At 68.6% G+C, this 26,899-nt stretch carries 29 protein-coding genes; 16 read left to right on the forward strand and 13 right to left on the reverse strand.

All coding sequences use genetic code 11. From position 1 onward, the window contains the following. The first annotated feature begins 46 nt into the window (after nucleotides 1–46). The gene (locus tag ON39_RS14410) at nucleotides 47–901 is read left to right on the forward strand and encodes a phytanoyl-CoA dioxygenase family protein (protein WP_040734469.1); all 855 of its coding nucleotides are present in this window, start codon (nucleotides 47–49) and stop codon (nucleotides 899–901) included. Between the two features lie 95 nt (nucleotides 902–996). Here the strand turns inward: ON39_RS14410 and ON39_RS45900 are convergent, their stop codons facing one another. Beyond that, nucleotides 997–1,959: a pentapeptide repeat-containing protein gene (locus tag ON39_RS45900; protein WP_051186612.1), complete on the reverse strand. Its 963-nt coding sequence runs from the start codon at nucleotides 1,957–1,959 to the stop codon at nucleotides 997–999. Nucleotides 1,960–2,335: 376 nt separating this feature from the next. On the opposite strand from ON39_RS45900, the gene ON39_RS14420 reads away from it, so the two are divergent. After that, entirely contained in the window at nucleotides 2,336–2,815 is a 480-nt protein-coding gene (locus ON39_RS14420) for a shikimate kinase (RefSeq protein WP_083894443.1), read from the forward strand. A gap of 241 nt (nucleotides 2,816–3,056) precedes the next feature. Here the strand turns inward: ON39_RS14420 and ON39_RS14425 are convergent, their stop codons facing one another. Together ON39_RS14425 and ON39_RS14430 are read right to left on the reverse strand one after the other, a co-directional pair. Further along, complete coding sequence (locus ON39_RS14425; protein WP_040734473.1) at nucleotides 3,057–3,662, reverse strand: methyltransferase family protein; 606 nt, start codon at nucleotides 3,660–3,662, stop codon at nucleotides 3,057–3,059. Between the two features lie 267 nt (nucleotides 3,663–3,929). Then, nucleotides 3,930–4,241 carry a hypothetical protein gene (locus tag ON39_RS14430; RefSeq protein ID WP_146251295.1) on the reverse strand — a complete coding sequence of 104 codons (312 nt, stop codon included), beginning with the start codon at nucleotides 4,239–4,241 and terminating at the stop codon, nucleotides 3,930–3,932. 67 nt (nucleotides 4,242–4,308) lie between these two features. Here ON39_RS14430 and ON39_RS14435 point away from each other — a divergent pair, with 67 nt between their 5' ends. Continuing rightward, nucleotides 4,309–5,271: a glycoside hydrolase family protein gene (locus tag ON39_RS14435; protein WP_040734479.1), complete on the forward strand. Its 963-nt coding sequence runs from the start codon at nucleotides 4,309–4,311 to the stop codon at nucleotides 5,269–5,271. Between the two features lie 46 nt (nucleotides 5,272–5,317). On the opposite strand, the gene ON39_RS14440 is transcribed toward ON39_RS14435, so the two are convergent. Next, nucleotides 5,318–6,064: an SDR family NAD(P)-dependent oxidoreductase gene (locus tag ON39_RS14440; RefSeq protein ID WP_040734481.1), complete on the reverse strand. Its 747-nt coding sequence runs from the start codon at nucleotides 6,062–6,064 to the stop codon at nucleotides 5,318–5,320. Nucleotides 6,065–6,138: 74 nt separating this feature from the next. Between ON39_RS14440 and ON39_RS14445 the strand changes: the two genes are divergently transcribed. Beyond that, nucleotides 6,139–6,534 (forward strand): winged helix-turn-helix transcriptional regulator, encoded by a 396-nt coding sequence (locus ON39_RS14445; RefSeq protein WP_211336434.1) that lies wholly within the window; start codon nucleotides 6,139–6,141, stop codon nucleotides 6,532–6,534. Nucleotides 6,535–6,696: 162 nt separating this feature from the next. On the opposite strand, the gene ON39_RS14450 is transcribed toward ON39_RS14445, so the two are convergent. Continuing rightward, entirely contained in the window at nucleotides 6,697–7,383 is a 687-nt protein-coding gene (locus tag ON39_RS14450) for a response regulator transcription factor (RefSeq protein WP_040734483.1), read from the reverse strand. Next, on the reverse strand, nucleotides 7,365–9,053 hold the full coding sequence (locus ON39_RS14455) for an ATP-binding protein (protein WP_174412525.1): 1,689 nt from the start codon (nucleotides 9,051–9,053) through the stop codon (nucleotides 7,365–7,367). Before ON39_RS14455 ends, ON39_RS14450 begins: the two co-directional genes overlap by 19 nt. A gap of 146 nt (nucleotides 9,054–9,199) precedes the next feature. On the opposite strand from ON39_RS14455, the gene ON39_RS14460 reads away from it, so the two are divergent. From ON39_RS14460 to ON39_RS14480, 5 genes are all read left to right on the forward strand, one after another. Next, nucleotides 9,200–10,006, forward strand: coding sequence for an ABC transporter ATP-binding protein (locus ON39_RS14460; RefSeq protein WP_040734485.1), 807 nt, complete (start codon nucleotides 9,200–9,202; stop codon nucleotides 10,004–10,006). Further along, the gene (locus ON39_RS14465; protein ID WP_085998178.1) at nucleotides 9,996–10,883 is read left to right on the forward strand and encodes an ABC transporter permease; all 888 of its coding nucleotides are present in this window, start codon (nucleotides 9,996–9,998) and stop codon (nucleotides 10,881–10,883) included. The genes ON39_RS14460 and ON39_RS14465 overlap by 11 nt, the downstream gene beginning before the upstream one ends. 2 nt (nucleotides 10,884–10,885) lie before the next feature. Further along, nucleotides 10,886–11,938 (forward strand): ABC transporter substrate-binding protein, encoded by a 1,053-nt coding sequence (locus tag ON39_RS14470; RefSeq protein WP_040734487.1) that lies wholly within the window; start codon nucleotides 10,886–10,888, stop codon nucleotides 11,936–11,938. 114 nt (nucleotides 11,939–12,052) lie between these two features. Further along, on the forward strand, nucleotides 12,053–12,997 hold the full coding sequence (locus tag ON39_RS14475) for a GlxA family transcriptional regulator (protein WP_040734489.1): 945 nt from the start codon (nucleotides 12,053–12,055) through the stop codon (nucleotides 12,995–12,997). Nucleotides 12,998–13,042: 45 nt separating this feature from the next. Then, nucleotides 13,043–13,777: an HD domain-containing protein gene (locus ON39_RS14480; RefSeq protein WP_040734492.1), complete on the forward strand. Its 735-nt coding sequence runs from the start codon at nucleotides 13,043–13,045 to the stop codon at nucleotides 13,775–13,777. Between the two features lie 12 nt (nucleotides 13,778–13,789). On the opposite strand, the gene ON39_RS14485 is transcribed toward ON39_RS14480, so the two are convergent. Further along, nucleotides 13,790–14,551 (reverse strand): siderophore-interacting protein, encoded by a 762-nt coding sequence (locus ON39_RS14485; RefSeq protein WP_040734493.1) that lies wholly within the window; start codon nucleotides 14,549–14,551, stop codon nucleotides 13,790–13,792. A 140-nt stretch (nucleotides 14,552–14,691) separates the two neighbouring features. Between ON39_RS14485 and ON39_RS14490 the strand changes: the two genes are divergently transcribed. The 3 genes from ON39_RS14490 to ON39_RS14500 all read left to right on the forward strand — a co-directional run bounded on the left by ON39_RS14490 (nucleotide 14,692) and on the right by ON39_RS14500 (nucleotide 18,927). Continuing rightward, nucleotides 14,692–15,519, forward strand: coding sequence for an NADPH-dependent oxidoreductase (locus ON39_RS14490; protein ID WP_040734494.1), 828 nt, complete (start codon nucleotides 14,692–14,694; stop codon nucleotides 15,517–15,519). 217 nt (nucleotides 15,520–15,736) lie between these two features. Next, the gene (locus ON39_RS14495) at nucleotides 15,737–17,179 is read left to right on the forward strand and encodes an amino acid permease (RefSeq protein WP_040734495.1); all 1,443 of its coding nucleotides are present in this window, start codon (nucleotides 15,737–15,739) and stop codon (nucleotides 17,177–17,179) included. Nucleotides 17,180–17,940: 761 nt separating this feature from the next. Next, complete coding sequence (locus ON39_RS14500) at nucleotides 17,941–18,927, forward strand: endonuclease/exonuclease/phosphatase family protein (RefSeq protein ID WP_040734496.1); 987 nt, start codon at nucleotides 17,941–17,943, stop codon at nucleotides 18,925–18,927. A 93-nt stretch (nucleotides 18,928–19,020) separates the two neighbouring features. Here ON39_RS14500 and ON39_RS14505 read toward each other — a convergent pair whose 3' ends face one another. From ON39_RS14505 to ON39_RS48780, 3 genes are all read right to left on the reverse strand, one after another. Further along, nucleotides 19,021–20,430 (reverse strand): MDR family MFS transporter, encoded by a 1,410-nt coding sequence (locus ON39_RS14505; protein WP_040734497.1) that lies wholly within the window; start codon nucleotides 20,428–20,430, stop codon nucleotides 19,021–19,023. A gap of 88 nt (nucleotides 20,431–20,518) precedes the next feature. Next, nucleotides 20,519–21,019 (reverse strand): hypothetical protein, encoded by a 501-nt coding sequence (locus ON39_RS14510; RefSeq protein ID WP_040734499.1) that lies wholly within the window; start codon nucleotides 21,017–21,019, stop codon nucleotides 20,519–20,521. 258 nt (nucleotides 21,020–21,277) lie between these two features. Further along, nucleotides 21,278–21,475, reverse strand: coding sequence for a hypothetical protein (locus tag ON39_RS48780; RefSeq protein ID WP_110293845.1), 198 nt, complete (start codon nucleotides 21,473–21,475; stop codon nucleotides 21,278–21,280). Between the two features lie 102 nt (nucleotides 21,476–21,577). Between ON39_RS48780 and ON39_RS14515 the strand changes: the two genes are divergently transcribed. Beyond that, entirely contained in the window at nucleotides 21,578–22,114 is a 537-nt protein-coding gene (locus tag ON39_RS14515; protein WP_040734501.1) for a DUF6886 family protein, read from the forward strand. Between the two features lie 37 nt (nucleotides 22,115–22,151). Here ON39_RS14515 and ON39_RS14520 read toward each other — a convergent pair whose 3' ends face one another. The 3 genes from ON39_RS14520 to ON39_RS14530 all read right to left on the reverse strand — a co-directional run bounded on the left by ON39_RS14520 (nucleotide 22,152) and on the right by ON39_RS14530 (nucleotide 24,201). Then, a complete protein-coding gene (locus ON39_RS14520) occupies nucleotides 22,152–22,595 on the reverse strand; it encodes a YybH family protein (protein WP_040734503.1) in 444 nt (147 codons plus the stop codon). Nucleotides 22,596–22,752: 157 nt separating this feature from the next. Further along, complete coding sequence (locus tag ON39_RS14525) at nucleotides 22,753–23,346, reverse strand: hypothetical protein (protein ID WP_040734505.1); 594 nt, start codon at nucleotides 23,344–23,346, stop codon at nucleotides 22,753–22,755. A gap of 15 nt (nucleotides 23,347–23,361) precedes the next feature. Further along, on the reverse strand, nucleotides 23,362–24,201 hold the full coding sequence (locus tag ON39_RS14530) for a helix-turn-helix transcriptional regulator (protein ID WP_040734507.1): 840 nt from the start codon (nucleotides 24,199–24,201) through the stop codon (nucleotides 23,362–23,364). A 102-nt stretch (nucleotides 24,202–24,303) separates the two neighbouring features. Between ON39_RS14530 and ON39_RS14535 the strand changes: the two genes are divergently transcribed. From ON39_RS14535 to ON39_RS14545, 3 genes are all read left to right on the forward strand, one after another. Further along, nucleotides 24,304–25,020 (forward strand): SDR family NAD(P)-dependent oxidoreductase, encoded by a 717-nt coding sequence (locus tag ON39_RS14535; protein ID WP_040734508.1) that lies wholly within the window; start codon nucleotides 24,304–24,306, stop codon nucleotides 25,018–25,020. A gap of 69 nt (nucleotides 25,021–25,089) precedes the next feature. Then, the gene (locus tag ON39_RS14540; RefSeq protein ID WP_040734509.1) at nucleotides 25,090–25,959 is read left to right on the forward strand and encodes an LLM class flavin-dependent oxidoreductase; all 870 of its coding nucleotides are present in this window, start codon (nucleotides 25,090–25,092) and stop codon (nucleotides 25,957–25,959) included. Between the two features lie 56 nt (nucleotides 25,960–26,015). Continuing rightward, nucleotides 26,016–26,899 (forward strand): ADP-ribosylglycohydrolase family protein (locus ON39_RS14545; protein WP_255219268.1); only part of this gene is annotated, 884 nt, incomplete at its 3' end.

Genomic DNA, 26,899 nt, shown 5'->3' on the forward strand with positions numbered 1-26,899 from the left:
AACAATAACAGAAGTCAGTTATGTTTCTCGAGTCGAGGAGTGCCAAATGAGCACCGAAGCGTCGACCTTGCAGGATCTGGCAGGTGATCTGGCCGGCACCTATCGCAGGACTGTCAGTAGCGGCCACACCGTCGACCCTGCGATTGTCGCCGATGATCTGGCGGCCCTGGAACGCGATGGGTATGTGATTCTTCATGACCTGCTCACAGCACAAGAGCTCGAGACGGTCCGGTCCGAGGTCGTGCCGCTGCTGGATCGACACGGCCGCAATGGATTCGAGGGCCACACCACCCAGCGGGTATACAGCGTGCTGAACAAGACCCGTGCCTGCGACCGGATCGCCGACCATCCCCGGGTACTGGCGCTGCTGGACCGGTTGTTCCTGCCGAACTATCTGCTGTCGATGCTGCAGGTGATCAACATCCTGCCCGGTGAGCAGGCACAGATGCTGCACACCGACGACGGCTTCTACCCCCTGCCCCGCCCCCGAAAAGCACTGGGAGCGGCGACGATCTGGGCGATCGACGACTTCACCGCCGACAACGGCGCCACCGACGTCATACCGGGAAGCGACCGGTGGGCACACCGCATGCCGACACCCGACGAGCGAGTACCGGTGGTAATGAAAGCCGGTTCCTGCGTGTTCTTCCCGGGCACCCTGTGGCACGGCGGCGGCGCCAACCGCTCGACGGCTCCGCGCTTGGCCGTGACCGCTCAGTACTGCGAGCCATGGCTGCGGCCGCAGGAAGCATTCACCCTCTCGACTACACGAGACACCGTCCGCGCGGTGTCCGAGGACATTCGCCGCATGCTCGGGTACAGCATCCACCCGCCGTTCATCGGGCAGGTCGACGGCATGCACCCCAAGCGCCTGCTCGAACCCGGCGCACAGCCGCTGTAGTCACGATCCAGGACAAGGGGCCGGTCCGCGCGCTCAGCGGCAGGAGCAGAGGTTGCGGCTGCTGGATCCTGCGGACCCCGAGTACGTCTCGAACATCAGGGTGGCGTGAAGCCGTCGGGCCACCGGGTTTGCGAGTCGTAGACCACGTCGGTGAGGTTGGCACCGTCGAGTTTCGCGCCGGTGAGATCGGCGCCGGTGAGATCGGCACCGGTCAGCACCGCGCCTGCGAGGATCGCGTTATCGAGTCGCGCGCTGTGGAGACGCGCGCCGATGAGGTCCAGGCGGCTCAGGTTCGCACTGAGCAGTTCGGCGCCGATCAGGTTCGCACTGCGGAGTTCCGCGCTGGTCAGGTTCGCGTTCCAGAGGGTCGCGCCTTCGAGGTTTGCCTTCGGAAGGGTTGCGCCGGTCAGGTTCGCGCCGGAGAGGTTGGCGCCTGCGAGGTTCGCATCGTCGAGGTCGGCGTCTGCGAGGTTCGCACTGGAGAGGTTCGCGCCGGACAGGTTCGCTCGGGACAGGTTCGCGTCCGAGAAAATTGTGGCGACCGATTGCGAGGACTGGAGCAAGGCGCCTTCGAGGTTCGCGCCGTGCAGCCGGGAGACATTGAGCAAAGCGCCGGTGAGGTTCGCGCCGACGAAATTCGCGTCGGTGAGATCCGTGTTGACCAGGTCGGCGTGGGCCAGGCAGGCCCTTTGCAGGTGCACCCGCGGTGTCGGGTCCGGCAGAGCAGCGTACTTCGCGATGACGTCCAAGGCGGCCTGGGTGTCCACCGGCGCTTCTCGTCCGGAGGTTTCGCAGGGCGAATTCGTAGTTTCGGTACGGAGGAATGCTTCGAGCAACTGCCGGACGGTGGGTTGATCGGCCGCCGAGTCTTGCGCGAGGCGTTCGAGTAGGTAGACCCCGCTGAGGCGGACACTCCCCTTGTCCGAGTCCAACTGCTCGGCGGCTGATTTGAGCAACTCGGATTGGGCGGTCTGGCGCGCAAGACCGAGTTGGTCATTGGACGCGCTCAACGTGCTGTTGGAGAAATAGAGCGCGCCCAGCGCAGCGAAGGCGGCCATCACCGTTCCCGTAGCACTCGCTACCGTGGCGGCCCGCATCCACTTCGCACCGGATTGCTCGGCCGTCCGCCGGGGACGCGCCATGGGCGACGTCGACTCCGGTGACCGGTCCCCCTCGCCCGACGCCGGCGATGCCTCGGCCTCCGCGGGCGGGTTCCCCTGGGAACCCGTTGTTTCTGCTTCGTGTTCGCTCTGGTTCGGCCGCGGTGAGCCGTCGGCACCCTCGCTCGCGCCTCGCGCGTCCCCTGCCGTCACACCACATATTCTGCCAACCCCGCACGCCCGCAAGCGATCACGTTTCGATCACCGATGCGGTGATGCGCTTGCGGACACCGCGGCAGCGGCAAATACGAGGCGCGTCGCCTATGGTGAGTCGATGGCGGCGGTCTTGATAACCGGGATGTCCGGTGTGGGGAAGTCCACCGTGCTGAATCTGCTGTCGCAGAAGGGATTCCGGGTGGTCGACACCGACGCTGATGCCTGGATCGAACAAGCTCCGGCACTCGATGGCGTCGAGGGCGAACGTCAGTGGCGAGAAGACCGTATCGATACGCTGCTTGTCGAGCACGAGCGTTCGGGCGAACCGCTGTTCATCGGCGGCACGGTGCGGAATCAGACGCGGTTCTACGCGCGGTTCGATCACATCGTCTTGCTCAGCGCCCCAATCGATGTGATGCTCGAGCGAATCGCTGCCCGTGACAGCAATCCCTTCGGCAAAACTGCCGAAGAACGCCAGCAGATCATTTCGGACACTGCCGAAGTAGTGCCGCTACTGCGCCTGGCCGCCACGGTGGAGATCGACACCCGTCGGCCACTGTCCGACGTGGTAAGTCAGCTGATAGCCCTCGCTCGCTGACGCTGGAGCAACTACGACCGGTCGACGCCGTGACACGTGCCCGGTTCCTGTCACACGAAATCGACGGGCGCGGAACACGATTCACGGGCCAACCCGACTCGACGGTGATGTGTGGCGGATGCGGGTGTGGCCCTTCGAGAGCGCCGCGCGACCGGTTCGGATCGCGCGCCACGACAGTGTCGTGCAAGTCTCGCGCGAGCTGTGGCCCGCAGGGTGAGGAGGTGAGATCAAGTTGAGCGCGCTACCGTGAACGACCTACAAGAGGGACGAATCTGCCCACCAGACTGGTGTACTCGACATAACTCGAGCCGTGGACACGGTTGAGATAGGGCTCTTCCACGACACGGACCTGCAATTCGACCGCGATGAGGTACGCGCCCAGAGCAATCAACGCGATCGGGTTGGGAACCATGAGAGCGACACCGACGGCGACTATCCCCATGGCGGTGAAGATCGGGTTGCGTACCACCGCAAACGGGCCCCTACGGACCAAATTCGTAGATTCCGCCGGATCGACTCCCACACGCCAGGATTCGCCCATCTGCCGCTGGGCGTACACGGTCGCGGCGATTCCACCGACTGTCAACGCGGTCCCGCTCGCTGCGATCCATGGGGCATCGAGCAGACCCAGCGGCCCGACGACTCCGGCCAATTGTGTTACAGGCGCGGCGATTCCGGTGAGCATTGCGATGACGAAGAGGATTCCGGCAGTCCACTCCACTGATCCGGGCCGGCCGGAGATCCCGCGAAAGCCGGTGGATCCGGTGCGGCGGTATTGCGACCAACTCTGCCAGCCGAAGCCGAGTAGGCCGAACATGATGTAGAGGGTCAGTGCCAAGGGAGCCATGCCGTCTCCTGTTCCGAAGCGTGATGCCGACTACGAACAATATGTAAACACATTGCAATGTATGCAACTGATGCCGCGCTGGGAAACCCGGCCCTGACCGCTGAAGGACACCTCGATCGCCGGTCTACTCGCTGCGGTGGTGCTGGTCGGGCTCGTGCTCAATAGCCCGTTCGGGTGGGGCTGACCCGTTCCGCGCGCGAGAGGCTCGGGCGTGGACTTACACCCGGGCTCCGACCGGTTATGTCGGTGAACCGGATCCGGGCCGGTTCAGTGCGTCCAGCTGAGGTCTCCTGTTTCGATTCGCCGAGCTGTGCCCTCGAGCCAGTCCGCATCGTGTCGCAGCCGCGACAGTAAGTAGTGCGCTTCGATCATGTGGACCTCTGGTCCGGCTGCATCGCGTGTGGCTTGTTCGAGGTGGCGAATTTCCTCTCGGAGGTGCCCGACCCGCTGCTCGAGCACCGCGGCGGCTTGGGGGCGAGGCAAGATCGCGAGATAGGCCAGCGCGGTGACGAACGCGGGACCGCCGGTCAGGTCTGCTTCGCGCAGTTGCCGGTGTACCCGTTCGGCCAGCGTGGCCACACCCGGCTCGGTCGCTGTGAGAACAGCACGCTCGCCGTCTCCCACCGAGTCGATCCACCCCTCGGCGGTGAGGCGCTCCAGGAGCGTCGGCGTCGTCGCGGCCGACCTTGTCGACTTCCGGCCTTTCGACTGCCCACCGGAAGACCCCGCATCCACCCTGGCGGCGCTGCGGGAGTTACAAGGTGACGCGTCCGCCTTCTATGTGCGCTGCTATCGCCACTTCGGAGTCGGGATGCAGAGGTGGCCAGGGATCTCTCGGACTCCCGCGCGCCCGGAGTGGTACGCGGGCAACGGACGCCTGATCGACCTGGTCGCGTGCTATCAGAGCCCGGAGCCCGACCCGAGCGGTTTCGCCGAGTTCGTTCGGGAAGCTGTTCGTGATGTCGCCGGATGGGGCGGTGGCAAAGTGCAAGTCGGCGAGGAGTTGAACATGCCCGCACCGCAGGACGGCGGCAGCCCGGGATGCTTCGACGCCATCGCGGCCGGCATCGCCGCCGCACTCGAGGAACGCGAGCGGCTCGGCGTCGCCGTCGAGATCGGGGTGAACTCGGCAGGTATGGCCGACCCGGTCTTTTGGCAGCGAATGGCCGACGCAGTCGGCGCGACACGCCTCGCCGCGCTCGACTACATCGGTCTGGACGCTTTTCCTGATGTGTTCCACCGCATTCCACACGATCAGCTGGCAGGATCTGTCGGCTACCTACTCGAGCGTTTTCGTTCCGTCACCACAGATGCCGGTGTCCCTGCGAGCACGCCGATTCACATCACCGAAACCGGGTGGCCGACCGGCGCCGATCGGGGGGAAGAAACTCAGCGCGTCGTCCTGGAGACCGTGGCCAACGCCGTCTTCGACGCCGATCTCGGCATCACGGCATATGAATTCTTCGGGCTGCGAGATGGGCGCAGCGATGGGGAGTGGACCAGCCGATTCGGACTTTTGCGCGACGACTACACGCCCAAACCCGCTTTTCCCGCCATCTGTGACCTCATCGGCAGCCGATCCACACCGAACGGCCGGTCAACGGTGTGAGACAGCTGGTTTCGGTCGTGCGATGATCGAAACCACTCTTGCGGATCTACGGGGCGTCGATGGCTGTCGGCTGGGCGGCGGGGTGGATGCCGGGGTTCTCGGGGTGGATCTGCTCGATCCGGTCGCGGGTGATGTACATGTTCCAGTAGTGCTCGGCGAGGTCGTCGGGATCTACTACGGGCAGAGCTGATTCCGCTGTGGCAACCGCTGATTCAGCGATCTCGCTACGGACTATGTAGGCGGCGATCGCCAAAGTGCCCACGTAGATGCCGAGGCCGGCCAGTTCGCCGTGGAGCGAGTACGCGTAGTTGCGGGCCGCGGCCATGACCGGTCCGACACCGCTGAGGTAAGGCAGTGGCTCTACGGCCGAGTAGCCATGGGTCAGTAGCAGCGCGCCGTCGCCGCGTTCGGTCCACTGGGGCAGCAGCGCGCGGACCACCTCGATGGGGCCGAGCAAAAGCAGCGGGATCAGGGGTTGGAGGATTGTGGCGTCGAGTTCGGCTGCGGGAGTGAAGGTATGGCCGGGATCGATCGGCCCGTATTCGACGACATCGATGCGGCCGAATCGGTCGCCGATGGCCGCGATCACACCGGGGATCTGTCCCGGTTCGGCGAGATCGGCGCTGAAAACGGCTGTTTCGATGCCGGCCGCGGCCAGGCGTTCGGCCAGGGCTTCGAGCCGATCCTTCCGGCGCGCGACCAGCGCGACCCGGAAACCCTCGCGCCCGAAACGGTGCGCGACCGCCGCGCCGAGTCCGGAACCGGCGCCGAGTACTGCGATGACTTTCGACATGATCCCAGCCTGGGCCATGATGGAGGCCCGTACAAAAGGCACATTCGTGTCCGTCGCAGAGGAAAATGTGCGTTATGCAGGACAAGCCCGATTCACTGCGAATCGCCGAGATCGGGCCCTGTGCCGGTCTGCGGGCGGATCAGGTCGGTTCCATCCGTCAGGTTCTCGACCGGGTCGGGGACAAGTGGAGCCTGCTGGTGATCGCGGTACTGGAAAACGGCCCCCTGCGCTATACCGATCTGCAGCACGCGACCACCGGTATCTCGCAGCGGATGTTGACGCTCACCCTGGGGCAGCTCCGCCAGGACGGACTCCTCACCCGAACTTCCTATCCGGAGGTCCCGCCGCGCGTGGAGTATGCCCTCACCCCGCTGGGCCGCGGGTTGCTCGATATCGTCACCGGGCTGATCGAATGGACCACCGAACACCACGAGGAGATCGCCCGGAACAGGGCCCGCGCTACTCCCTGACCTCGAGTCGGCGAGGTGTGATCAGGTGCACGGAGCTGTTCGCCCAGTGTCGTGGGGAGCCTCGGCGGGAACGTCCGCCAGCTATCGGCCGCATGCCGCGCTTCGAAACGATGCATGGTGGTGCGCCCGGACGGTCATGGGCGCGGGGAGCTGACGGGCCGATCAACGCTCGGACTTCGCGGGTCGGCTGGTGGCCGAGTACTCCTGTTCGGGGCGGCCGGTGCTGCCGTAGCGCAGGCTCATGCGGAGGGTGCCGGTGGCTACCAGGGTGGCGAGGTAGCGCTGGGCGGTGGCGCGGGAGATGCCGATGGCGGTGGCCACCTCGGCGGCGGAGAGGGGAGTGCCTGCCTCCAGGATCGAGTGCAGGACAAGGTCTTTGGTGGGGGATGCGACGGTGGGGGCGGTGCTGGTGTGGGTGGCGGGGCGCAGGGCCTGGATGGCGGCGTCGACGCGGGCGTTGTCGACCTGCGGGGCGCTGAGGATGCGGCGGTAGCGGGCGTAGGCGGCCAGGCGGGCGGCGAGTTCGGTGTGCGGGAAGGGTTTGACGAGAAAGGCGAGCGCGCCGGCGGCGAGGGCGGCGCGGACGGTGCCGCTGTCGGTGGAGGCGGTGAGAACCATGGCGTCGCAGCGTAATTCGCGCACGAAGTCGACGCCGGAGCCGTCGGGCAGGTAGACGTCGACGAGTGCGAGGTCGACCGGGCCCGCCGCGAGGATGTCGCGGGCGGCGGCGAGGGTGTTGGCGGTGCCGGCGACGGCGAAACCTGCGATGGAGTCGACGATTCCGGCATGCAGGTTGGCCACGCGGAAGTCGTCGTCGACGACGAGAACGGTCAGATCTGATGAAGCCATGACACCTTGCTGTCTACGAGCACTTCGGGAATGCGGGCGTGGAATTCGGCGCCGGTGAGCGGGGGAGTGTCGCCGCGCGCGCTCGCCAGCCGCACGTCGCCGCCGTGGTTGCGGGCGATCTGGCGGATCAGCGCCAGGCCGACGCCGCGCCCGCCGGGCACGTCGGCGCCGTCGCGGGTCGAGCTGCCCTCGGTGAACAGCACATCGATGAGCTCGGGCGCGACGCCGTCGCCGCTGTCGGCCACCGCGATGTGCAAGGTCGAATCCTCCTGCACCAGTTCGACTTCCACCTGCTTGACCGGGTTGTCCGAGGCGCGCACCGCCTCGATCGCGTTGTCGAGCAGGTTGCCGAGCACGGTCGTCACGTCCACGGGGTCGACGAGGCTGCCGTCCACCCAGGTGTTCGGCCCGAGGATCAGCTCGACGCCGCCCTCCCGCGCGTGCGCCGCCTTGGCCGCGAGGAACGCCTGGAGATAGGCGTCGTGGATGGCGTCGATGCCGGGGGCGGCGGCCCCGAGCGGACCCGCGCCGATCATCTCGTCGATCGAGCGCGACGCCTCCTCGGTGCGCCCGCCGTGCAGCAGCCCGCTGATCAGATGCATCTTGTTGGAGAACTCGTGGCGCTGCGCGCGCAGGACCGTGCTCATCGACTGCACGGCGTCGAGCTGCCTGGTCAGCGCCTCGACGTCGGTGCGGTCGCGCACGGTCAGCACCGCGCCGAGATCGCGCCGGTCCCGGCGCACGGGCCGCGCGGCGACGACGACGATGTGCGACCCGACCGTCGCCGAGGCGGGTTGCTCGTCGAGCCCGCGGAACACCTCGAGCACCCGCGGCGTCAACCCGATCTCGTCCACCGGCCGCCCGATATCGGCCTCGATGCCGAGCAGCCTGCGCGCCTCGTCGTTGACGAACGTTGTGCGCCACGAGGAGTCGACGGCGAGCACGCCGCGGCCGATGCCGTGCAGCACCGCCGCCTGCCCGCGCACCAGTTCGGCGAGCTCGGCCGGCTCGAGCCCGAGGGTCAGGCCGCGCCAGCGCCTGGCCAGCAGCATGGATCCGGCGATCCCGACCAGCAGCGCGGCGCCGACCAGCAGGCCTGCGGTCCGTAGGTCGTCGAGCAACTGGTCCCGCACCGCGTCGGTGGAGATACCCACGCTCACCGCGCCGACGACGCGATCCGAACCGGGTTCCAGGACAGGGACTTTCGCGCGCACCGAGTCGCCGAGCGTGCCGCGCTCCTCGGCGATCACCTCGCGCCCGGCCAGCGCCCCCGACGGATCGGTGCTCACATGCTCGGTGAGCCGCGCCGCGTCCGGATGCGCCAGCCGGATCCCGGAGTCGTCGGTGATCACCACGAACAGCGCGTCGGTGCGCTGGGTGGTGTCGATGGCGATCCGCTCGAGCGGCCCGGCGGCGAGCCGTTCGCGCAGCCGCGGGTCGTCGCCGATCGCGCCGGGCGCGTAGCGCGCCACCTCGTCGCGGACCACCGGCTCGGCCGCGACCGTGCGCGCGATGGCGAGCGCGCGCTGGCCGTACCCGTCGCGCAGCCGCTGGTCGGTGAGGTAGCCGAAGACGGCGAAGGCGACGCCGAGGGTCAGGGCGACCACCATGATCTGCAACAGCAGAACTTGAGTCCTCAACCGCACGGCCGGCGCGCCCTCAGTGGCCATTGGCGCAGCATAGACCACCGCACGAGGCGTGAGCAGAATGCGCAGAACCTGCGAATCGGCACTTTGCACGGCTTGTGCGCACAAGCTCCGCGGTGTGACCGGGGACACGTACGTTCGCTCTACCTCGATCTCGCAGGAGCTACACCATGAACGACCCACTCATCGAGCTGCGGAGCGCGACGAAGCGCTTCCCCGGCACCGGCGGCGGCATCCACACCGCCGTCAAGAACCTGGACCTGGAGGTCCGACCCGGCGAATTCGTCGCGGTGGTCGGCCCGACCGGCTGCGGCAAGTCGACCACCCTGTCCCTGGTCTCCGGCCTCGAGCCCGCCTCGGCCGGGCGAACGCTGGTGCGCGGCAAGGACGTCGCGGGCATCCCGGACGGCATCGGCTACATGTTCCAGCAGGACGCCGTGCTGCCGTGGAAGTCGGTGCTGGACAACGTCGCGCTCGGCCCGCGCCTGCGCGGGGCGTCGAAAAGCGAAGCGCGCGAGAAGGCTTCGGTGTGGGTGCACAAGGTCGGCCTCGCGGGGTTCGAGAGCTACTACCCGCATCAGCTCTCCGGCGGCATGCGCAAGCGTGTCGCGCTGGCGCAGACGCTGGTGAACGATCCGGAGATCCTGCTGATGGACGAGCCGTTCAGCGCGCTCGACGTGCAGACGCGCCAGCTGATGCAGGACGAATTGTTGCGGGTGTGGGCGGGTACCAACGCTGCCGTCATTTTCGTCACCCATGACCTGGAGGAGGCGATCGTGCTCGCCGACCGGGTCGTCGTCATGACGGCGAGCCCGGCGACGGTGTGCGGCAACTTCCCCGTCGCGCTGGACCGCCCGCGCGACGTCGAGGAGGTGCGGCTCACGACCGAGTTCCGCAATATCTACAAGGAAATTTGGGAAACGCTGCGCGACCAGGTCGAGGCGGCTCGAACGAAGGGAGCCTCCCGTGTCGCATAACCTGCTCGAAAAAGGTTCGGCCGCAACGCCGGTGCCGGAGAACGAGACCGAGGAGCAGATCCTCGCGCGGGTGCGCACCAACGCCCGGCGCTCGCGCATTCGCACCTGGGGCCTGCGATTGGCCCTAGTGGCACTGTGGCTCGGCTCCTGGGAGCTCACCGCCACGCTGTGGATCGACCCGTTCTTCTACTCCAAGCCGTCGCTCATCTGGGACCGGCTGGTCGAATGGTTCAGCGAGGGAACGCAGTTCGGCTCGATCTGGCTGCAGATCTTCACCACCGTCGAGGAGGCCGTGCTCGGCTTCCTGATCGGCGCAGTCGCCGGCGTCGTGCTCGGCACGCTGCTCGGGCGCAGCCGGTACTGGGCCGACGTGCTCGCGCCGTTCATCAAGGCGCTCAACGCGGTTCCGCGCATCGTGCTCGCCGCGCTGTTCATCATCTGGTTCGGCCTCGGGCTCAGCTCGAAGGTCGCGACGGTGGTCGTGCTGGTGTTCTTCGCGGTGTTCTTCAACGCGTTCACCGGCGCGCGGGAGGTGGACGGCAACGTCATCAACAACGCGCGCATCCTCGGCGCGGGCAAGCGCCAGGTACTCACCGCGATCGTGCTGCCGAGCGCGACCACCTGGATCCTGTCCAGTCTGCACACCGCGTTCGGCTTCGCCCTGATCGGCGCGGTGGTCGGCGAATACGCCGGCGCCAGTAAGGGTTTGGGCCTGCTCATCAGCAACGCCCAGGGCACGTTCGACTCGGCGGGCATCTACGCGGGCATGATCATCATCACGGTGATCGCGCTGCTCGCCGAGTGGGCGATCGGCTTCGCCGAGAGCAAATTGCTGAAATGGCGTCCGTCGCAGGCCAACTCGGGCCACGGGATCTGAGCATGAGATACCGCAAGCATGTGACGATCGTCGTCGTGGCGGTGGCGGCGCTACTGCTGGCCACCGGATGCCGGGATTCGCGCCATATTCCGACGGTGAACGGGCGGCCGCAGATCACCATCATGGTCGGCGGGCTGGAGAAGGTGATCTACCTGCCCGCGATGCTGACCAAGCAGCTCGGCTTCTTCGACAGCAACGACATCGACGTGAAGCTGCTCGGCGAGCAGTCCGGCGCCAATGCCGAGACCGCGCTGCTCACCGGCGACGTGCAGGGCGTGGTGGGGTTCTACGACCACACCATCGACCTGCAGGCCAAGGAGCAGTGCATCCGCTCGGTGGTGCAGTTCTCCGATGTGCCCGGCGAGGTGGAGTTGGTGTCCAAGCAGGACGCCGCGACCATCACCTCGACGGCCGATCTGCGCGGCAAGAACCTGGGCGTCACCTCGCTCGGCTCGTCGACCGACTTCCTCACCCAGGCGCTCACCGGCCAGCAGGGCATGACCACCAAGGACTACACCCGCGTGAAAGTCGGTGCGGGACAAACCTTTATCGCTGGTATGAACCACAACGGCATCGACGCGGGCATGACCACCGACCCGACCGTCGCGCAGATGGTGAACTCCGGCGAGGCGCAGATCCTGGTGGACATGCGCACCGAGGCGGGCACCCGCGCCGCGCTCGGCGGGCTGTACCCGGCCACGTCGCTGTACATGAATTGCGCCACCATCGATGCCCACCCGGACATCGTGCGCAAGCTCGCCGCCGCGTTCGTGCAGACCCTGAAGTGGATCAAGGCGCACACGCCGGAGGAGATCGCCGCCAAGATGCCGCCGCAGTACGCGAGCGCGGGCAAGGACCTCTACGTCCAGTCCATCCGCGACTCGATCGGCATGTTCAACGGCGACGGACTGATGAAACCCGAAGGGGCGCAGAACGTTCTGAACATTCTCGGCAAGTACTCGCGCAACGTGGCGCCGGTGCGCGAGCGCATCGACCTGTCGAAGACCTACACCACGCAGTTCGTCGAGGAGGCTCTGCGCGCACCGAAGCAGTAGGCGCGCGCGATCGACGCCCCGGACAAGTCTTGTCCGGGGCGTTGTCGCGTCGATGTCCTGAACTGTGGGTTGGGTGTCCTTGTGGACATTTCGGGGGTGTTCGAGACTGGGAGCATGGAGTCGACGGGCGAGGTTGTTGTCGCGGTGTCCGAGGGGGTGTTGCTGCTGGATGTGGCGGGGCCGGCGCAGGTGCTGCACTGGGCGGGGCGGCGGGTGCGGTTCGCGTCGCCGGACGGCAAAGACGTGTGCACCGATGTCGGCCTGCCGCTGGCCGTCTCCGCCGCCGTCGGCGACCTGACGGGCTCGATCGACACGCTGCTCGTCCCCGGGTATCCGCCGGAGCTGCCGGTGCCGGCCGATCTCGTCGAGGTGGTGCGGGTCGCGGGTGCCGGTGCGCGGCGGGTGGCCTCGGTGTGCACGGGGGCACTGGTCCTGGCCGAGGCGGGCCTGCTGGACGGCCGCCGCGCGACGACGCACTGGCTGGCGTGTGATCAACTGGCGCAGCGCTTTCCGCGCATCGAGGTCGACCCGGACGCCATCTGCGTGCGCGACGGGCAGGTGCTCACGTCCGCGGGCGTCACCGCGGGGATCGATCTGGCGCTCGCGCTGGTGGAGGAGGATCACGGCATCGAGTCGGCGCGTTCGATCGCCAAGCACCTCGTGGTGTTCCTGCGGCGCCCCGGCGGGCAGGCGCAGTTCAGCCAGCGCGCCCGAATCGGGCAGCCGCGCAACAAGAGTCTGCGCACGGCCGTCGAATCGGTGACCGCCGACCTCGCCGCCGATCACAGCCTGGCCGCGATGGCCGAGCGGGCCTCGCTGAGCGAGCGGCACCTGAGCAGGCTGTTTCGCCAGGAGATGGGGGTGACCCCGGCGCAGTACGTCAAGCAGGCCCGGGTCGAGGCCGCGCAGGCGATGCTCGAGACGACCGACGATCTGGTGGCCGCCATCGCCCGGCACAGCGGTTTCGGGTCCGAGGAGACCATGCGCCGCACGTTTCTGGAGGTACTCGGCACGACGCCGAGCGATTACCGCGGGCGATTCCGCGCCTCGGCGCTCTGATTTCGTTCCCCGCACATCACGCCGTTCGACCGAAGGAGTTCAGTCATGCCGTTGTCCCGTCGTGCCGCGATCGGGGTGGGAATCGCCGGAACCGCTCTCGCCCTCGCGCAGACTTCCGTCGCGGCCCAAGCGAAGGCGCTGCCCGTTCCCTCGACTCCATTGGCCGACAAGGCAACTGAGTTGATCAACGGTTGCCTCGATGTCGCCCTGCGCAACCACAGTCTGCGCGGTTACCACTTCGGCCTCGCGGTCGGCGAGCGCCACGGGCTGCGGCCCGGCGTGGACTACAACGCGGAGACCATGTACCTCATCTGCGTGCTGCACGATCTCGGGCTCGCCCGGGACGCGGGCGGCAACCAGCGATTCGAGGTCGACGGCGCGGACGCCGCGGTCCGATTTCTCGAGGAGAACGGCGTCACCGACGCCAGGGCCGACACCATCTGGGACGCGATCGCCGCGCACACCACGGGATTCCTCGAATCGCCGGTCTGGCGCCGCCGGCGCCCGCCCGAGACGTGGATCGCGGTCGAGGGCATCGGCATCGACGTGGCCGGCGCGCCGACGGACCTGCCGCCCGGCTACGCCGACCTCGTCCACTCCGCCTACCCCCGCCTGGGCGGCAGCCAATCCCTCACCGCCGCCATCGAGAACCAGGCGCTGGTGAACCCGGAGAAGGCCCCGCCCGGCAGCCTCGCCCGCGAGATCATCCGTGCCCACCACCCCGAAATTCCACAGATGACGTGGGACGACATCCTGGCGACGAGTCAGTGGGCCGACTGACCTAGGCCCTTGTCAGCTGCTCGCCGACGCGGTCTCCTTCTGCTTGAGCTCGGCCTTCCACTCGCGGAAGCCCTCCTCGGTGCGACCGCGACGCCAGTACCCGGAGATCGAGTTCGCCCACTCGGCGCTGACCCCGCGTTCCCGGCGCACGTAGCGGCGCATGTCGTGCATGACGGCCTGTGCCTCGCCGTGGATGAAGACCTGGACCTGCCCGTCTTTCCACGGCGCGTCGCGCACGCTCTCCGCGAGCGCCTCGCCCGGCGCGCGGGTGCCGCGGTGCAGCCAGGTCAGCTCGACGCCGTCGGGCTTGTGCAGGGCGAGTTCGTCGTCGGGGCCGGCGACCTCGACGAACGCGTAGCCTACGGCCGCCGGGTCCATCGCCTCGAGCGCGGCGGCGATGGCGGGCAGCGCCGCCTCGTCGCCGGCCAGCAGGTGCCAGTCGGCGTCGGCGCGCGGGGCGTAGGCGCCGCCGGGGCCGAACAGGTCGATGGTGTCGCCCGGCTTCGCCTCGGCCGCCCACGGTCCCGCGATGCCCTCGGCGCCGTGGTACACGAAGTCGGCCGCGAGGCTGCCCGCCTCGCGGTCGATCGAGCGGACGGTGTAGGTGCGCAGCACGTCGATGCCGTCGCGCTCGAAGATGAACTTGACGTAGGCGTCGGTGAATTCGTTGGCCTGGAACGCGGCGAAGCCGGGGCCGCCGAGGTGCACCCGGATGAGGTGCGGGGTGAGCCACTCGGTGTGCTGCACGGTGAGGGTGGTGCGGGGTCGGGCCATAGGTAATCCTCCCACTACTGTTAATTAGGGTTACCTTACCGACACTACTCCGAGTTGATCTCGAGCGGAATCCGGCAGGCGTTCGGCTCACCGTGCGGGCAACCACTGACGAACGCGCCGACGCCGATGAGGATGGCGACATGACCCAGACCGTGCCGACGCCGGCCCATCTCGTGCGGCAGCGTTACCGCGACCCTCAGCCTACCGAACCCGCCCAGTGGAACGAGGTGCTGCGGGTGCTGCACGAGCATCGTTCGGTCCGGCGCTATCTCGCCGACCCGGTCTCGGATGACACACTGCGACTGTTGATCTCGGCCGCCCAGTCCGCGCCGACCTCCTCGAATCTGCAGGTGTGGAGCGTCGTCGCGGTGCGCGACCCGCGGCGCAAGGCGCGGCTCGCGGCGTTGGCGGGCGATCAGGCGCACATCCTTCAGGCGCCCGTATTGCTGGTCTGGACAGCCGATTTCGCCCGACTGCGCCAGCTCGCCGACGACCACGACGCTCCGCTCGAGGGCGCCGACTACCTCGAGTCCAGTTACGTCGGCTTCATCGACGCCGCCCTCGCCGCGCAGAACGCCGTGGTGGCCGCGGAGTCGCTCGGCCTCGGCACGGTGTACCTGGGTGCGCTGCGCAACCATCCGGAAAACGTTGCGGCGGAACTGAATCTGCCCGCTCAGGTGTTCGCGGTGTTCGGGCTGCTCGTCGGCCACCCCGACCCGGCCGAGGACGCCAGGGTGAAACCTCGTCTGCCACAGGGCGCGGTGCTGCACCACGAGACCTACGACCTGGCGGTCCAGCGGGCGCACGTCGCGGAGTACGAGACCCGCATCGCCGAGTTCTACGCCGAGCAGCAACTCGCGCACTCGTGGACCGAGCGGGTGCTGAATCGGCTCGGCTCGGTCGCGAGCCTCAACGGCCGGCATCGCCTGCGCGCCTCGCTGGAGAATCACGGCTTCCGGCTGAAGTAGGGCCCCTCTCGTCGGCCGCGCGAGAAAGCCCACGTACCGTACCTACGCCGCTGATCTGCGCTTTTCCCATGCGAAAGGTGATCGGCGCGGTCCGGACAGGTAGCGTGACGTGCCGATCGACTCCGGAACATGCGATGATCCCATGTCATGTGTTCGGGGTCACCGACCGACGATCCCGGGCGTCGCGTCGTTTGCCGTTAGAGAGAAGGACCGCACTATGACAGCCGCCGACAGTCACTTAACGGGCGCTGGAACCCAGGATTCGACCGGCGGCGACTCGGAGGGCTACGCGCGGGGACTGAGCCCGCGCACCATTCAGATGATCGCCATCGGCGGCGCCATCGGCACCGGCCTGTTCTACGGCGCGGGCGGCGCGATCGAGCAGGCCGGACCCGCGTTGATCCTGGCCTACCTGGCGGCAGGCCTGGCGATCTTCGTGATCATGCGGGCGCTGGGGGAGTTGCTCACCTACCGCCCCGTGTCGGGCAGCTTCGCCGAGTACGCGCACGAATTCCTCGGCCGCTACGCGGGTTTCGTGACCGGGTGGTCGTACTGGGCGGTGTGGGTGGCCACCTGCATGGCCGAGATCACCGTGGCGGGCAAGTACGTGCAGTACTGGTTCGACATCGAACCGTGGATCACCGCGCTGGTGGTGCTCGCGGTGATGTTCGCGGCCAACCTGATCTCGGTGCGGCTGTTCGGTGAGGGCGAGTTCTGGTTCTCCGCCATCAAGGTCACCGCGATCATCGGCATGATCCTGCTCGGCATCGGCGTGCTGACCATCGGCTTCGGGCACGCGGCCAACCCCACCGTGACCAACCTGTGGGCCGACGGCGGCGTGTTCCCGAACGGCTTCGGGCAGTCGCTGCTGGTGCTGCAGATCGTGCTGTTCGCCTACGTCGGCGTCGAACTGGTCGGCGTCACCGCGGGCGAGGCGCGCGAGCCGCGCAAGACGCTGCGCAAGGCGATCAACACGCTGCCGTTCCGCATCGGCCTGTTCTATGTCGGCGCGCTCGTGGTGATCATGTCCGTGTCCAGCTGGCGCAACTTCCACGCGGGCAAGAGCCCGTTCGTCGAGGTGTTCCAGCAGATCGGCATTCCGGGTGCGGCGGGCATCATCAACTTCGTGCTGCTCACCGCCGCGCTCTCGTCGTGCAACTCGGGCATCTACTCGACCGGCCGCATGCTGCGCACCCTCTCGCTGCACGGGGAGGCCCCGGGCGCGCTCAACCGGCTGAGCTCGCGGCACGTGCCCTACGTGGGCATCTCGGCGTCGGCGGCCACCATGGTGATCGGCGTGATCGTCAACATCATCTCCCCGGACAAGGCGTTCGCCTACATCACCTCGGTGAGCACCATCGGCATCATCTTCGTGTGGGGGATCATCCTGGTCTGCCACCTGATGTACCGCGCGAAGGTCGCCCGCGGCGAGCTCCCGGCCGCCGACTACCGGCTGCCCGCCGCGCCGTACACCACCGTGCTGGCGCTGGCGTTCCTCGCGCTGGTGGTCGTGCTGCTGTTCTTCACCGACAGCGGCCGCACCGCCGTGGTCGTCGGCGTGGTGTGGACGGTGCTGGTCTCGCTCGGGTATCTCGCGCTCACCCGGCTCGGAAAAGGCGGCGGGGCAACGGATCTCGCTCGGGAGTCGGCTGGACGGTAGGGGTTGAGGGCCCGCGTGTGGAAAGCGCGCGCGGGTCACGCGCGGAGTGTGCGCGGGTCGCGTGCGGAGTGTGCGTGGGATGCGCGCGAGCCATGCGCCCAGGCAGCGGCTTGCCGCGGTGGCCGCCGTCCACCTGGCAGCGCAGCGTCTTGCCGTCAGGGATGTGCGCGGGCCATGCGCGGAGGTTGGCACCGGGCCATGCGCGGGATGTGCGCGGGCCACGCGCGGAGGTGTGCGCGGGTCACGCGCGGGAGTGTGCGCGGGCCAGGCGCGGGAGTGTGCGCGGGCCAGGCACGGAGGTTGGCGCTGGCCACGCGCGGAAGTGCGCGGGCTATGCGCGAAAGTGGGCGCGGGCCACGCGCGGAAGTGTGCGGGAGCCTTGCGCGAGGGTGCGCGGGGGCCACGCGCGGAGTGTGCGCGGGCTATGCGCGGAAGTGCGCGGGCTAGCGCGGAGGTGCGCGGGCCACGCGCGAAATGTGCGCAGCCCCAGCGCGGAGGTTTACGCACCCTCACTCGTGGCGGCGCACACCCGGAGGTCGTCGTCCGCACGCGCAAGGCGATCAGCGGGGTGGCGGCGGGGCGGTCGACACGGGAACGAACAGGGCACGAGAATGACCGGCGTGCAGCGCCGAATCACCCGGTCGCGCGTAGATCATTAATGCACGGGGATTTTCGGGTAGTCGAGTACGCACCCTCGGGCGGGCCTCTAGGTCGACAATTGAGATGTTTTAAACGGTCGGGGCCTGATGAGGATGTGTGCCATGGTCGCACTGCGTATCGCGACGTTCAATCTCGAAAACTTCGATGAGACGCCGAACCCCACTCCCAATGAGCCGACGCTCGCGGACCGCATCGCGGTCATGCGCCCCCAGATCAACCGCCTCCGCGCCGACGTCCTGTGCCTGCAGGAGGTGAACGGGCAGGAGCGCCCCGGCCAGCCGCGGTCGCTCATCGCGCTGGCCGACCTGTTGCAGGGCACGGCCCTGGCCGGCTGGAACGTCGTGTCGACGGAGAAGGCCAACGGCGAGGTGTTCGACGAACGCAACCTCGCGGTGGTCACCTCGCTGCCGGTCGTCGCGCGCGCCCAACTGCTCAACGACCTGGTCGCGGCGCCGGTCTACCAGGTGCTGACCGCGAATCCGCCTGCGGCGCACCCGCAGCCGATCGCCATCGAGCGGCCGATCCTGCACGTCGAGCTCGAGCTGCTCGGCGCGCCGCTGCACGTGATCGTCGTGCACCTGAAGTCCAAGCTGCCCACCGATATCGCCGGGCAGAAGCTCGACCGCTACACCTGGCGCGACTCGGGCGCGGCGGCCGAGGGTTCGTTCCTGTCGTCGATGAAGCGGATGAGTCAGGCGGTGGAGGTCCGGCGGCTGGTCGATCAGCTCCTCGACGCGGACGCGGACGCGCGCATCGTGGTCGCGGGCGACTTCAACTCCACGGCCGACGAGGTGCCGGTGATCGCCATCCGCGGCGACGTCGAGGACACCGGCAACGGCGCGCTGGCCGGGCGGGTCCTCGTGCCGCTGGAGAACTCCATTCCGCAGTCCGCTCGCTACTCGCTGTTCCACCACGGCACCGGCCAGATGCTGGACCATCTGCTGGTCACCCGCAATTTGCTCGCCAACTACCGCGGCACCGAGATCCACAACGAGCTGCTGCACGACGAGTCCGCCGATTTTGCCACCGACCGCAAGTACCCGGAGTCCGACCACGCCCCGGTCGTCGCGACGTTCGAATTCACCTGAGCGGCAATACAAACGGAGCTGACGGCGCGGTGGCGACAGCCGCGTCGACGCTACCTGCCGCCTCGCGTCGTCGGTGACGGCGCCGACCGGCGGTCAGGCAGTGGCCTTCCGGCTCGGCATCCAGGCCGAGGCGAGCACCATCACGGCCGCCATCACCGCCACCGTGACGAAGACCAGATGCACGGCGGAGGACAGCACCGACGGAACCGGGTGGTCGGTGTCGCCGACGCGCGCGTTCACGATCGCGCCGAAGACCGCGACGCCGACGGCGCTGCCGATCGAGCGGGCGAACATATTGGCCGAGGTGACCACGCCGCGCTCGGTCCAGTCCGCGCTGGTCTGCGCCGCGATGAGGGTGGGCGTGGCGACCAGGCCCATGCCGATGCCCATCACGAAACACGACGCCGCGACCTGCCACAGCGTCGAGTCCTCGTCGATGAGCAGGGTGGTCAGGGCGCCGAGGGTGGCGAGGCCGCTGCCGATCAGCGCGGTCGACCGGAATCCGATGCGCAGGTACACCTTTCCCGCCTGCGAGGCGGCGATCGGCCAGCCGAGGGTGAGCGCGCCGACGGTGAGTCCGGCGACGAGCGCGCCGGTGCCGAGCACGCCCTGCGTGAACGTGGGGACGTAGGAGGTCAGGCCGACCAGGATCGCGCCGACCAGCACCGAGACCAGGCTGCTCGAGATGACCACCCGGCGGGTGAAAACCCACAGCGGCAGAATGGGATTCGCCGCCCGCCGCTCGACCAGGCCGAACAGCACCAGCAGCACGCCGCCGCCGCCGAAGATGCCGAGGCTGGCCGGCGAGTTCCAGGCCCACGCCTGCCCGCCCTCGAGCAGGCCGAGGATCAGCGCGCCCGCGCCGACGGTCAGCAGGGCCGCGCCGAGGTAGTCCACCCGTTGCTTGCGTCGCGGCGCGACCTCGGTGAACTTGCGCAGCAGCATCCACGCGGCCAGCGCCGACAGCGGCAGGTTGATCAGGAAGATCCAGCGCCAGCTGAGGTAGTCGGCGAAGACGCCGCCGAGCAGCGGGCCCGCCACCGAGGACATGGCCCACACGCTGGCCAGGTAGCCCTGCACCTTGGCCCGCTCGGTGAGGTTGTAGAGGTCGCTCGCGATGGTCATCGTCATCGGCTGGATCGCGCCCGCGCCGATGCCCTGCACCGCGCGGAAGATGATGAGCCCGAGCATGCTCGTCGCCAGCCCGCACAGCAGCGAGCCGAGCGCGAACGCCGCGATGCCGAACATGAGCACCGGCTTGCGCCCGACCGTGTCGGCGAGCTTGCCGTAGATCGGGACGGTCACCGCCTGCGCGAGCAAATAGATGGAGAACAGCCACGGGAACTGCGCGAATCCGCCGAGGGTGCTGGTGATCGTCAGCACCGCGGTGGCGATGATGGTCGAATCCAATGCCACCAGACCGGTGGAGAGCATCAGCGCGCCGAGGATGGCTCCGCGCTCCGACCTGAGCCCGACCGACGAGGCCACTGTCTCGGTTGCCACGCGCGCGGCCCCTTTCGTTTGTCCGACTAACCACCATGGACGAACGTAGCCGGGGCGCAGCTATTCCCGCTTGGAATTTTTTCCCGCCTTACTCGATGGGCTGGGTTATCGAGTTGTGCTCGTCGTTGATCAGGTGGAAGGCGGACGCCAGATCGTCGAGCGCGGTCTGCCAGAGCGGTTCGGTGCCGTCGCCGTGCGGGTTTCCGCTGCTGAGCGACAGCAGCACCTGCGCGGCCTCGGCGGCGCGGGCGGCGGCGTCGAGCAGCACCGGGGCCTGGTCGGAGGTGTCGCGCGGGGCGAGCGCGTCGATGCGGTTGTGCAGCCAGTGCGCGTCGAAATGGGCCTGTTCGGTGGGGTTTTCGCCGTCGAGCGCGGGCTGGGTGCTCGCCGCGGTCCAGCGGCGGGCCAGCTCGTCCTGGTCGGGCGCGTTGGTGACGGCGGTGCGCAGTTCGCTGCTGAAGACCCGTTGCAGCAGCGCGGCCAGTTTGGCGCGTTCGACCGCGGTGTCGTTGTGCGCGAGGGCATCGATATCGCCGGGGTCGATATGCAGCACCGCCAGAATTGCCCTCAGTTGCGCGATCGTGGCCACTCAACCCCTGCCTTGTCATGACTCGCCGAGCCGCTCTCGGCTACCACCCGACCCCCGGTACCCCGAACGATTAACCGAATGATAGCCGCACGGTGTCATCCGAGCAGTGCAAACGCTCTGCGAATCCTGCTGTCGCAGGTGAAGTTCGCCGACGGGCGCCCACGGTGACCTCATCTTTCGGAACGTCGATGCCTACACATCTAAGTTCGGACCGGCGGGCCCTTCGGATTGTCGACGCGCCGAAGCAATATCGACCGCTCAGGATTTCGGGTAGGTGGCCGCGACCATGTCGAGCACCAGGTCCTGCAGGAGCCGACGCGTCGCGTGCGCCTGCGCGATCAACGCCTCCGACGCCTCACCCTCCGCCTGCTCGACCAGCTGATTCATCAGGTGACACACGGCGACCAGCCGTCGCACGGCCTGCCGCCGCTCCGCACACGTGAGGTCCGATCGCATACCCGCCCCATCGCGCCACGCCGCGCCCCCGTTTCGCCCGCCACGCCGAACGCGCGTCTTATCACCGCAACCCGCCCGTCGTGGTTGTGGTAGCGAGGTGTCATGTACCCCGAGCCGGGCGAAGTGCTGCATTTCTCCGAGGATCCGACCATCGACCGCTTCGTGCCCCATGTCGCGCCGACCGCCAAGCAGTCCGAGCCCTACGTCTGGGCCGTGGATCGCGCACGGTCTCCGGACTATTGGTTCCCCCGCGCGTGCCCGCGGGCCATGGCCTGGGTGACCGACACGACCACCGACGCCGATCGCACCGCGATCATCGGGCCGGGCGGGGGAGCGCGCGTGCACGCGATCGAGTACGGCTGGCTCGACTCGCTGCGCGGGGTCACGCTGTTCGCGTATCGGCTGCCCGCCGCGCCCTTCCGGCCGTTCGGCGAGCCGGTGCCGCACGCGCATGTCGCGACGGTGCCCGTCGAGCCGCTCGCCCGGCCGCACCCGGTTGGCGATCTGCTGGAGCTGCACGAGCGGGCCGGGATTCAACTGCGCATCCTGCCGAACCTCTGGGGGTTCTGGGACGCCGTGGTCGGTAGTTCTCTGGGGTTCAGCGGGATTCGGCTGCGAGGCGCCCGGCCGCGTGAGTGAGCTGAGCCGTGTTCTGCGAGTGGCGTCGAAGCGCGGTCTAGGGGGTCAGGTCGAGGACCGCCGTTCCGGTGGTGAAGTCGGTGGGGACCGAGGTGTGGTCGTGGACGATGAGCCAGTGGCCGTCGCGTTTCTGGAAGCAGGCGGTCCAGCGGAGCCAGATGTCGGTGGCGTGTCCCTCGGTGGTGGTGGCCATCATGCGGTTGAGGCTGCGGCTGAAGGCGACGTCCGCGCCGATGGTGATGTCCAGTTCGCGGATCTCGAAATAGACCGGGCCCACGAACGTTTCGAAGGTCTCCTCCCAGGGTTTGCGGTACGCGTCCGTGCCCACGTAGCGCAGGGGCGCGACGATGTCGAACGACACCGTGTCCGGCGCGTGAATCGCCATTGCCGCCGCCACGTCGCGGTCCTGGAACGCCCCGACCCACCTATCGATCAGCCCCCGAATCTCCGCCTCGTCCCGCTCCGCCGCCGTCCAGCCCATGGTTCACCTCGCGCTTCCTCCCACCTCACCGACGCGACCACGGCCAGGCAGGCTCCGCCTACCACCAGCCACCGGCAAACCCCGACACCCCAATGACCAGCACTTTCTGATCGACCCCCACCCTGCCAGACGCCACCGACAGGTTTCGGGGATCGAGTCAGCGGGGCATCCAGAAGGTGAGGTGGTCGCGCGGATGAGCCGCCAGCCACTCCGTCAGTTCGACACCGGAACGGACTCCGCCGTCGATGACGGCGCGATAGATATCGATCGACGGGACACGCGGTACGGCCCCCGTTCGCACCCCGTATTTCAGCTCGAGAATCGCGCCCCGGACCGCCGGTGTCAGCGCGGCGCGCAAGGGCGCGACGAGTTGCGCGGCGCACGGCCCGGGATGATCGCGGCGCAGCGCCCACATGTCGATCTTCCAGTCGGTGCCGTCGCCCGCGCGGTAGTCGAGTCGCCAGTACAGGCCCTCGTCCGCATCATCCAGGTGGTTTCCGAACCGCGCCCTGCGTACATCGTCGAGCACCGCGCAGTCGCGCAGGACGCTGAAACCGTCGCGAATATCCGGTGTGTCGCAATAGATCTCGAGGTCGATGTCGGGCGCGAGGGTCAGCTCGTAGGCCACCGCGCCGACCAGGACCGGTGTTCCGAAGGCGCGCCACCGTCGCAGGAGTCGCAGCCTGTCCAGGATATCGTGCGCCTCGGCGGTCCGCCGTCGGCTCTGCTCGAGAATGTCGGGTCGGTTCATCGTGCGGGAAAGCGATCAGCCGCTGAGGGTTTGGGTGCCCAGAACGGTCAGGAGGGCTAGTCGGTCGGCGTCGGGGGTGCCGGGTTCGGCTGTGTAGATCATGATGCGGAGGTCGCTGCCTGCGACGGTGAGGACATCGCAGTCCATGGTGAGCTGACCGACCCGGGGGTGGTGGATTGTTTTCTGGGCGGGTTCGCGCCGGCTGACGGCGCCGGAGTCCCAGAGCGCGGCGAAGCGGGGACTGTTGGCGCGCAGCTCCGCGATGAGGGTGCGGAGGCGGCGGTCGGCGGGGTACTGGGCCGCGGCGGAGCGCAGGTCGGAGACCAGGGATATCTCGTGGGCGCGGGTGGCCTCGGGGGTGCGGCGGGCGGGGATGCCGGTGCCGAGAAAGTGTCGCCATACGCCGTTGCGATTCTTGTCGTGCGGTCCGGGCGGGTCGCCCATGAGCGCCGCGTACGGCTGGTTGAACTGGAGCAGCGTCCAGGACGCGTCGTAGACGGCGACGGGCGTGCCGGTGAGCCGGTCGAGCACCCGCTGCACGCTCGAGGTGATGTAGGTGGGCACCGTCTCCGGATCGGGCAGCGCCAGCCCGGCCAGCCGGAACAGGTGGGCGCGCTCGACCGAGGACAACCGCAGGGCTCTGGCCAAGGCCTCGACCACCTGGGCCGACGGATTGGACGCGCGACCTTGCTCGAGCCGGGTGACATAGTCGACGGAGATGCCGGCCAACTGCGACAACTCTTCTCGCCGCAGCCCCGGCGCGCGTCGCTGCCCACCGGCGGGCAGCCCGGCGGCCTCGGGCGCGACCCGGTCGCGCCACCGCCGCACCGCCTTCCCGAACTCCGTCGTAGCCATGGTGTCCAGTCTGCCCGCGCGCCCACCGGACAGCCTGGTATCAGCAGTCCCAGGAAGCGCGGACGACTGGCTGTCCGCCGGTGGCGGCGCGAATCTGAGCTCATGACAACGACATTGATCACCGGGGCCAACAAGGGGCTCGGCTTCGAATCCGCCCGCCGCCTCGTCGAAGCGGGCCACACCGTGTACCTCGGCTGCCGGGACGCCGAGCGCGGTCGTCGCGCCGCCGAGCACTTGGGCGCCCGCTCGGTCGTCCTCGACGTCACCGACGACGCGTCCATCGCCGCGGCCGCGGCCATCATCGACAGCGACGGCGGCCTGGACGTTCTGATCAACAACGCGGGCATCGCCGGGCGCGAGGGGCAGACCCGCGACCCCGCCGAGATCGGCGCGGCGGCGGTGACCGCCGACATGATGCGGGAAGTCTTCGACACCAACGTCTTCGGCATCGTCCGCGTGAGCCGCGCCTTCCTGCCGCTCCTCGATCGATCCGCCGCGCCCGTCGTGGTGAACGTCAGCAGCGGCCTGGCCTCGCTCACCAACGTGACCACGCCGGGCACGCCGGCGTACGCGTACCTGGGCGTCGCGTACCCGGCGTCGAAGGCCGCGGTCAACATGGTCACCGTGCAGTACGCCAAGGCGTTCCCGGCCATGCGGATCAACGCGGTCGAACCCGGCTACACCGCCACGGACCTCAACGGCCACCAGGGAATTCAAACCGTCGAGCAGGGAGCCGAGATCATCGTCCGGATGGCCCAGCTGAACCCCGACGGACCGACCGGCGGATACTTCGACGCGGCAGGGACTTTGCCCTGGTAGCGGGCGATTACCGTTGCCGCGGAGGACAATCCGCTTGCCTGGCGCGCACGGGCACCGCACTATTCCCCTATGCGCTTCTCGATCAACATTCCGAACTTCGGGGACTTCGCCGACGCGCGAACGGTGGCGATGGCGGCCTCGGCGGCGGAGCAGGCGGGCTGGGACGCACTGTTCATCTGGGACCACATGGTGCACGACAAGGCCGAGCGCCGAGGGCAACCGTTCGGTGATCCGTGGATGCTGCTGACCGCCGCCGCGCTGGCGACCTCGCGCCTGAAACTGGGCGCACTGGTCACCCCGGTGGCGCGGCGGCGGCCGGAGCAGCTCGCCCGCCAGGTCGCGACCCTGGACGCGCTCAGCGGCGGACGGGTCATCTTCAGCGCGGGCCTCGGCGGGCCGATCGCCGACGAGTTCGGCAGCTTCGGCGAGCCGACCGACCCGGTCGTGCTCGCCGAGCGCCTCGACGAAGGACTGGAACTGTTGCGGCGCTACTGGTCCGGCGAGCGGGTCGACCACGACGGCAAGCATTATCAGGTCCGCGACGTAACGCTGCTGCCCGCGACGATCCAGCGCCCGCATCCGCCGGTCTGGATCGGCGGCTTCTGGCCGCGCCGCAGGCCGTTCCGTCGCGCCGCCCGCTGGGATGGGGTGGTGCCGCTGTTCGAGGGCGCTGGGCACGGTCACCTGCCGCCCGTCGACCAGTTGCGCGAACTCGTCGCCTATGTGCAGGAGCACCGGGAAGGCCAGCGGGACAAGCCGTTCGAGGTCGTCGTCGGCGGCATCAGCCCCGCCGACCCCGGCCGGGCCCGTGACGTGATCGCCCCGCTCGCCGAGGTCGGCGCGACGTGGTGGGACGAGCGGCAGTTCATGACCACCGACGCCCTGCACCGGCTGGCCCCGATCATGCGCCGCATCAACCAGGGGCCGCCCAGCCTGTGATCGCCTAGGCCCCTGTGTCAAAGTTCCGCCGCGACACAGGGCCTAATATCGGGTCGATGCACATCGACCTGATGCTCGATTCGCTGGACGGGTTGTCCGTGGGGGACTCGCTCGGTCAGCAGTTCCCGGTCATGCGCCGATCGATCGCCGACCTGCGCGCGGGCAACCTCCCGGCCGGCCCGTGGGGATGGACCGACGACACCGAAATGGCTTGTGGGGTGGTCGCCCAGCTGTGCGGGCACGGGGAGATCGACCAGGACCGGCTGGCGGTCGCGTTCGCGCGCCGGTTCGATCCGCGGCGCGACTACGGCTTCCTCGCGGTGAGCACGTTGCGCCGGATCCAGCAGGGCGTGCCGTGGCGGGAGGCCGCCGGGGCCGCCTATGACGGCCAGGGTTCGTGCGGCAACGGCGCGGCCATGCGGGTCGCGCCGCTGGGCGCCTGCTACGCCGGCGATCCGAAACGCATTGTCGCCGAGGCGATCCGGTCGGCGCAGGTGACACACCTGCATCCGGAGGGCGTCCTCGGCGCGGTGGCGGTGGCGCTCGCGGCCGGGCAGGCCGCGCACGCTCGACTGACCCGAACCCGGCCTGCCCCAGCGGAGTTCATCACCGCCGTCCTCGACCATTTGGACGACGGCGAGACCACCCGGCAGGTCCGCCGCGCCCGCGCGCTGCTCGACGCGAACCTCGAGCAGGCGGTCGCCGAGCTCGGCAACGGATCCCGGGTCACCGCACAGAACACCGTGCCGTTCACCCTCTGGGTCGCCGCAACCCATCTCGCCCACTATCCCGCCGCGATCACCACCTGCATCGCCGCGGACGGCGACATCGACACCACCAGCGCCATCGTCGGCGGCATCGTCGCGGCCTACACCGGCACCGCCGCTGCGGACGCTGGCACCGCCGCCGCGGACGCTGGCACCGCCGCCGCGGACACCGG

Source organism: Nocardia tenerifensis NBRC 101015 (genome assembly GCF_000308715.1).
GTDB lineage: Bacteria > Actinomycetota > Actinomycetes > Mycobacteriales > Mycobacteriaceae > Nocardia > Nocardia tenerifensis.

Excerpts from the sequence above, each read along its gene's own strand:
- ON39_RS14410 (WP_040734469.1), top strand. The coding sequence starts at position 47 with ATGAGCACCGAAGCGTCGACCTTGCAGGATCTGGCAGGTGATCTGGCC.
- ON39_RS45900 (WP_051186612.1), bottom strand. The coding sequence starts at position 1,959 with ATGGCCGCCTTCGCTGCGCTGGGCGCGCTCTATTTCTCCAACAGCACG.
- ON39_RS14420 (WP_083894443.1), top strand. The coding sequence starts at position 2,336 with ATGGCGGCGGTCTTGATAACCGGGATGTCCGGTGTGGGGAAGTCCACC.
- ON39_RS14425 (WP_040734473.1), bottom strand. The coding sequence starts at position 3,662 with ATGGCTCCCTTGGCACTGACCCTCTACATCATGTTCGGCCTACTCGGC.
- ON39_RS14440 (WP_040734481.1), bottom strand. The coding sequence starts at position 6,064 with ATGTCGAAAGTCATCGCAGTACTCGGCGCCGGTTCCGGACTCGGCGCG.
- ON39_RS14445 (WP_211336434.1), top strand. The coding sequence starts at position 6,139 with ATGCAGGACAAGCCCGATTCACTGCGAATCGCCGAGATCGGGCCCTGT.
- ON39_RS14450 (WP_040734483.1), bottom strand. The coding sequence starts at position 7,383 with ATGGCTTCATCAGATCTGACCGTTCTCGTCGTCGACGACGACTTCCGC.
- ON39_RS14455 (WP_174412525.1), bottom strand. The coding sequence starts at position 9,053 with ATGGCCACTGAGGGCGCGCCGGCCGTGCGGTTGAGGACTCAAGTTCTG.
- ON39_RS14460 (WP_040734485.1), top strand. The coding sequence starts at position 9,200 with ATGAACGACCCACTCATCGAGCTGCGGAGCGCGACGAAGCGCTTCCCC.
- ON39_RS14470 (WP_040734487.1), top strand. The coding sequence starts at position 10,886 with ATGAGATACCGCAAGCATGTGACGATCGTCGTCGTGGCGGTGGCGGCG.
- ON39_RS14475 (WP_040734489.1), top strand. The coding sequence starts at position 12,053 with ATGGAGTCGACGGGCGAGGTTGTTGTCGCGGTGTCCGAGGGGGTGTTG.
- ON39_RS14480 (WP_040734492.1), top strand. The coding sequence starts at position 13,043 with ATGCCGTTGTCCCGTCGTGCCGCGATCGGGGTGGGAATCGCCGGAACC.
- ON39_RS14485 (WP_040734493.1), bottom strand. The coding sequence starts at position 14,551 with ATGGCCCGACCCCGCACCACCCTCACCGTGCAGCACACCGAGTGGCTC.
- ON39_RS14490 (WP_040734494.1), top strand. The coding sequence starts at position 14,692 with ATGACCCAGACCGTGCCGACGCCGGCCCATCTCGTGCGGCAGCGTTAC.
- ON39_RS14495 (WP_040734495.1), top strand. The coding sequence starts at position 15,737 with ATGACAGCCGCCGACAGTCACTTAACGGGCGCTGGAACCCAGGATTCG.
- ON39_RS14500 (WP_040734496.1), top strand. The coding sequence starts at position 17,941 with ATGGTCGCACTGCGTATCGCGACGTTCAATCTCGAAAACTTCGATGAG.
- ON39_RS48780 (WP_110293845.1), bottom strand. The coding sequence starts at position 21,475 with ATGCGATCGGACCTCACGTGTGCGGAGCGGCGGCAGGCCGTGCGACGG.
- ON39_RS14515 (WP_040734501.1), top strand. The coding sequence starts at position 21,578 with ATGTACCCCGAGCCGGGCGAAGTGCTGCATTTCTCCGAGGATCCGACC.
- ON39_RS14520 (WP_040734503.1), bottom strand. The coding sequence starts at position 22,595 with ATGGGCTGGACGGCGGCGGAGCGGGACGAGGCGGAGATTCGGGGGCTG.
- ON39_RS14525 (WP_040734505.1), bottom strand. The coding sequence starts at position 23,346 with ATGAACCGACCCGACATTCTCGAGCAGAGCCGACGGCGGACCGCCGAG.
- ON39_RS14530 (WP_040734507.1), bottom strand. The coding sequence starts at position 24,201 with ATGGCTACGACGGAGTTCGGGAAGGCGGTGCGGCGGTGGCGCGACCGG.
- ON39_RS14535 (WP_040734508.1), top strand. The coding sequence starts at position 24,304 with ATGACAACGACATTGATCACCGGGGCCAACAAGGGGCTCGGCTTCGAA.
- ON39_RS14540 (WP_040734509.1), top strand. The coding sequence starts at position 25,090 with ATGCGCTTCTCGATCAACATTCCGAACTTCGGGGACTTCGCCGACGCG.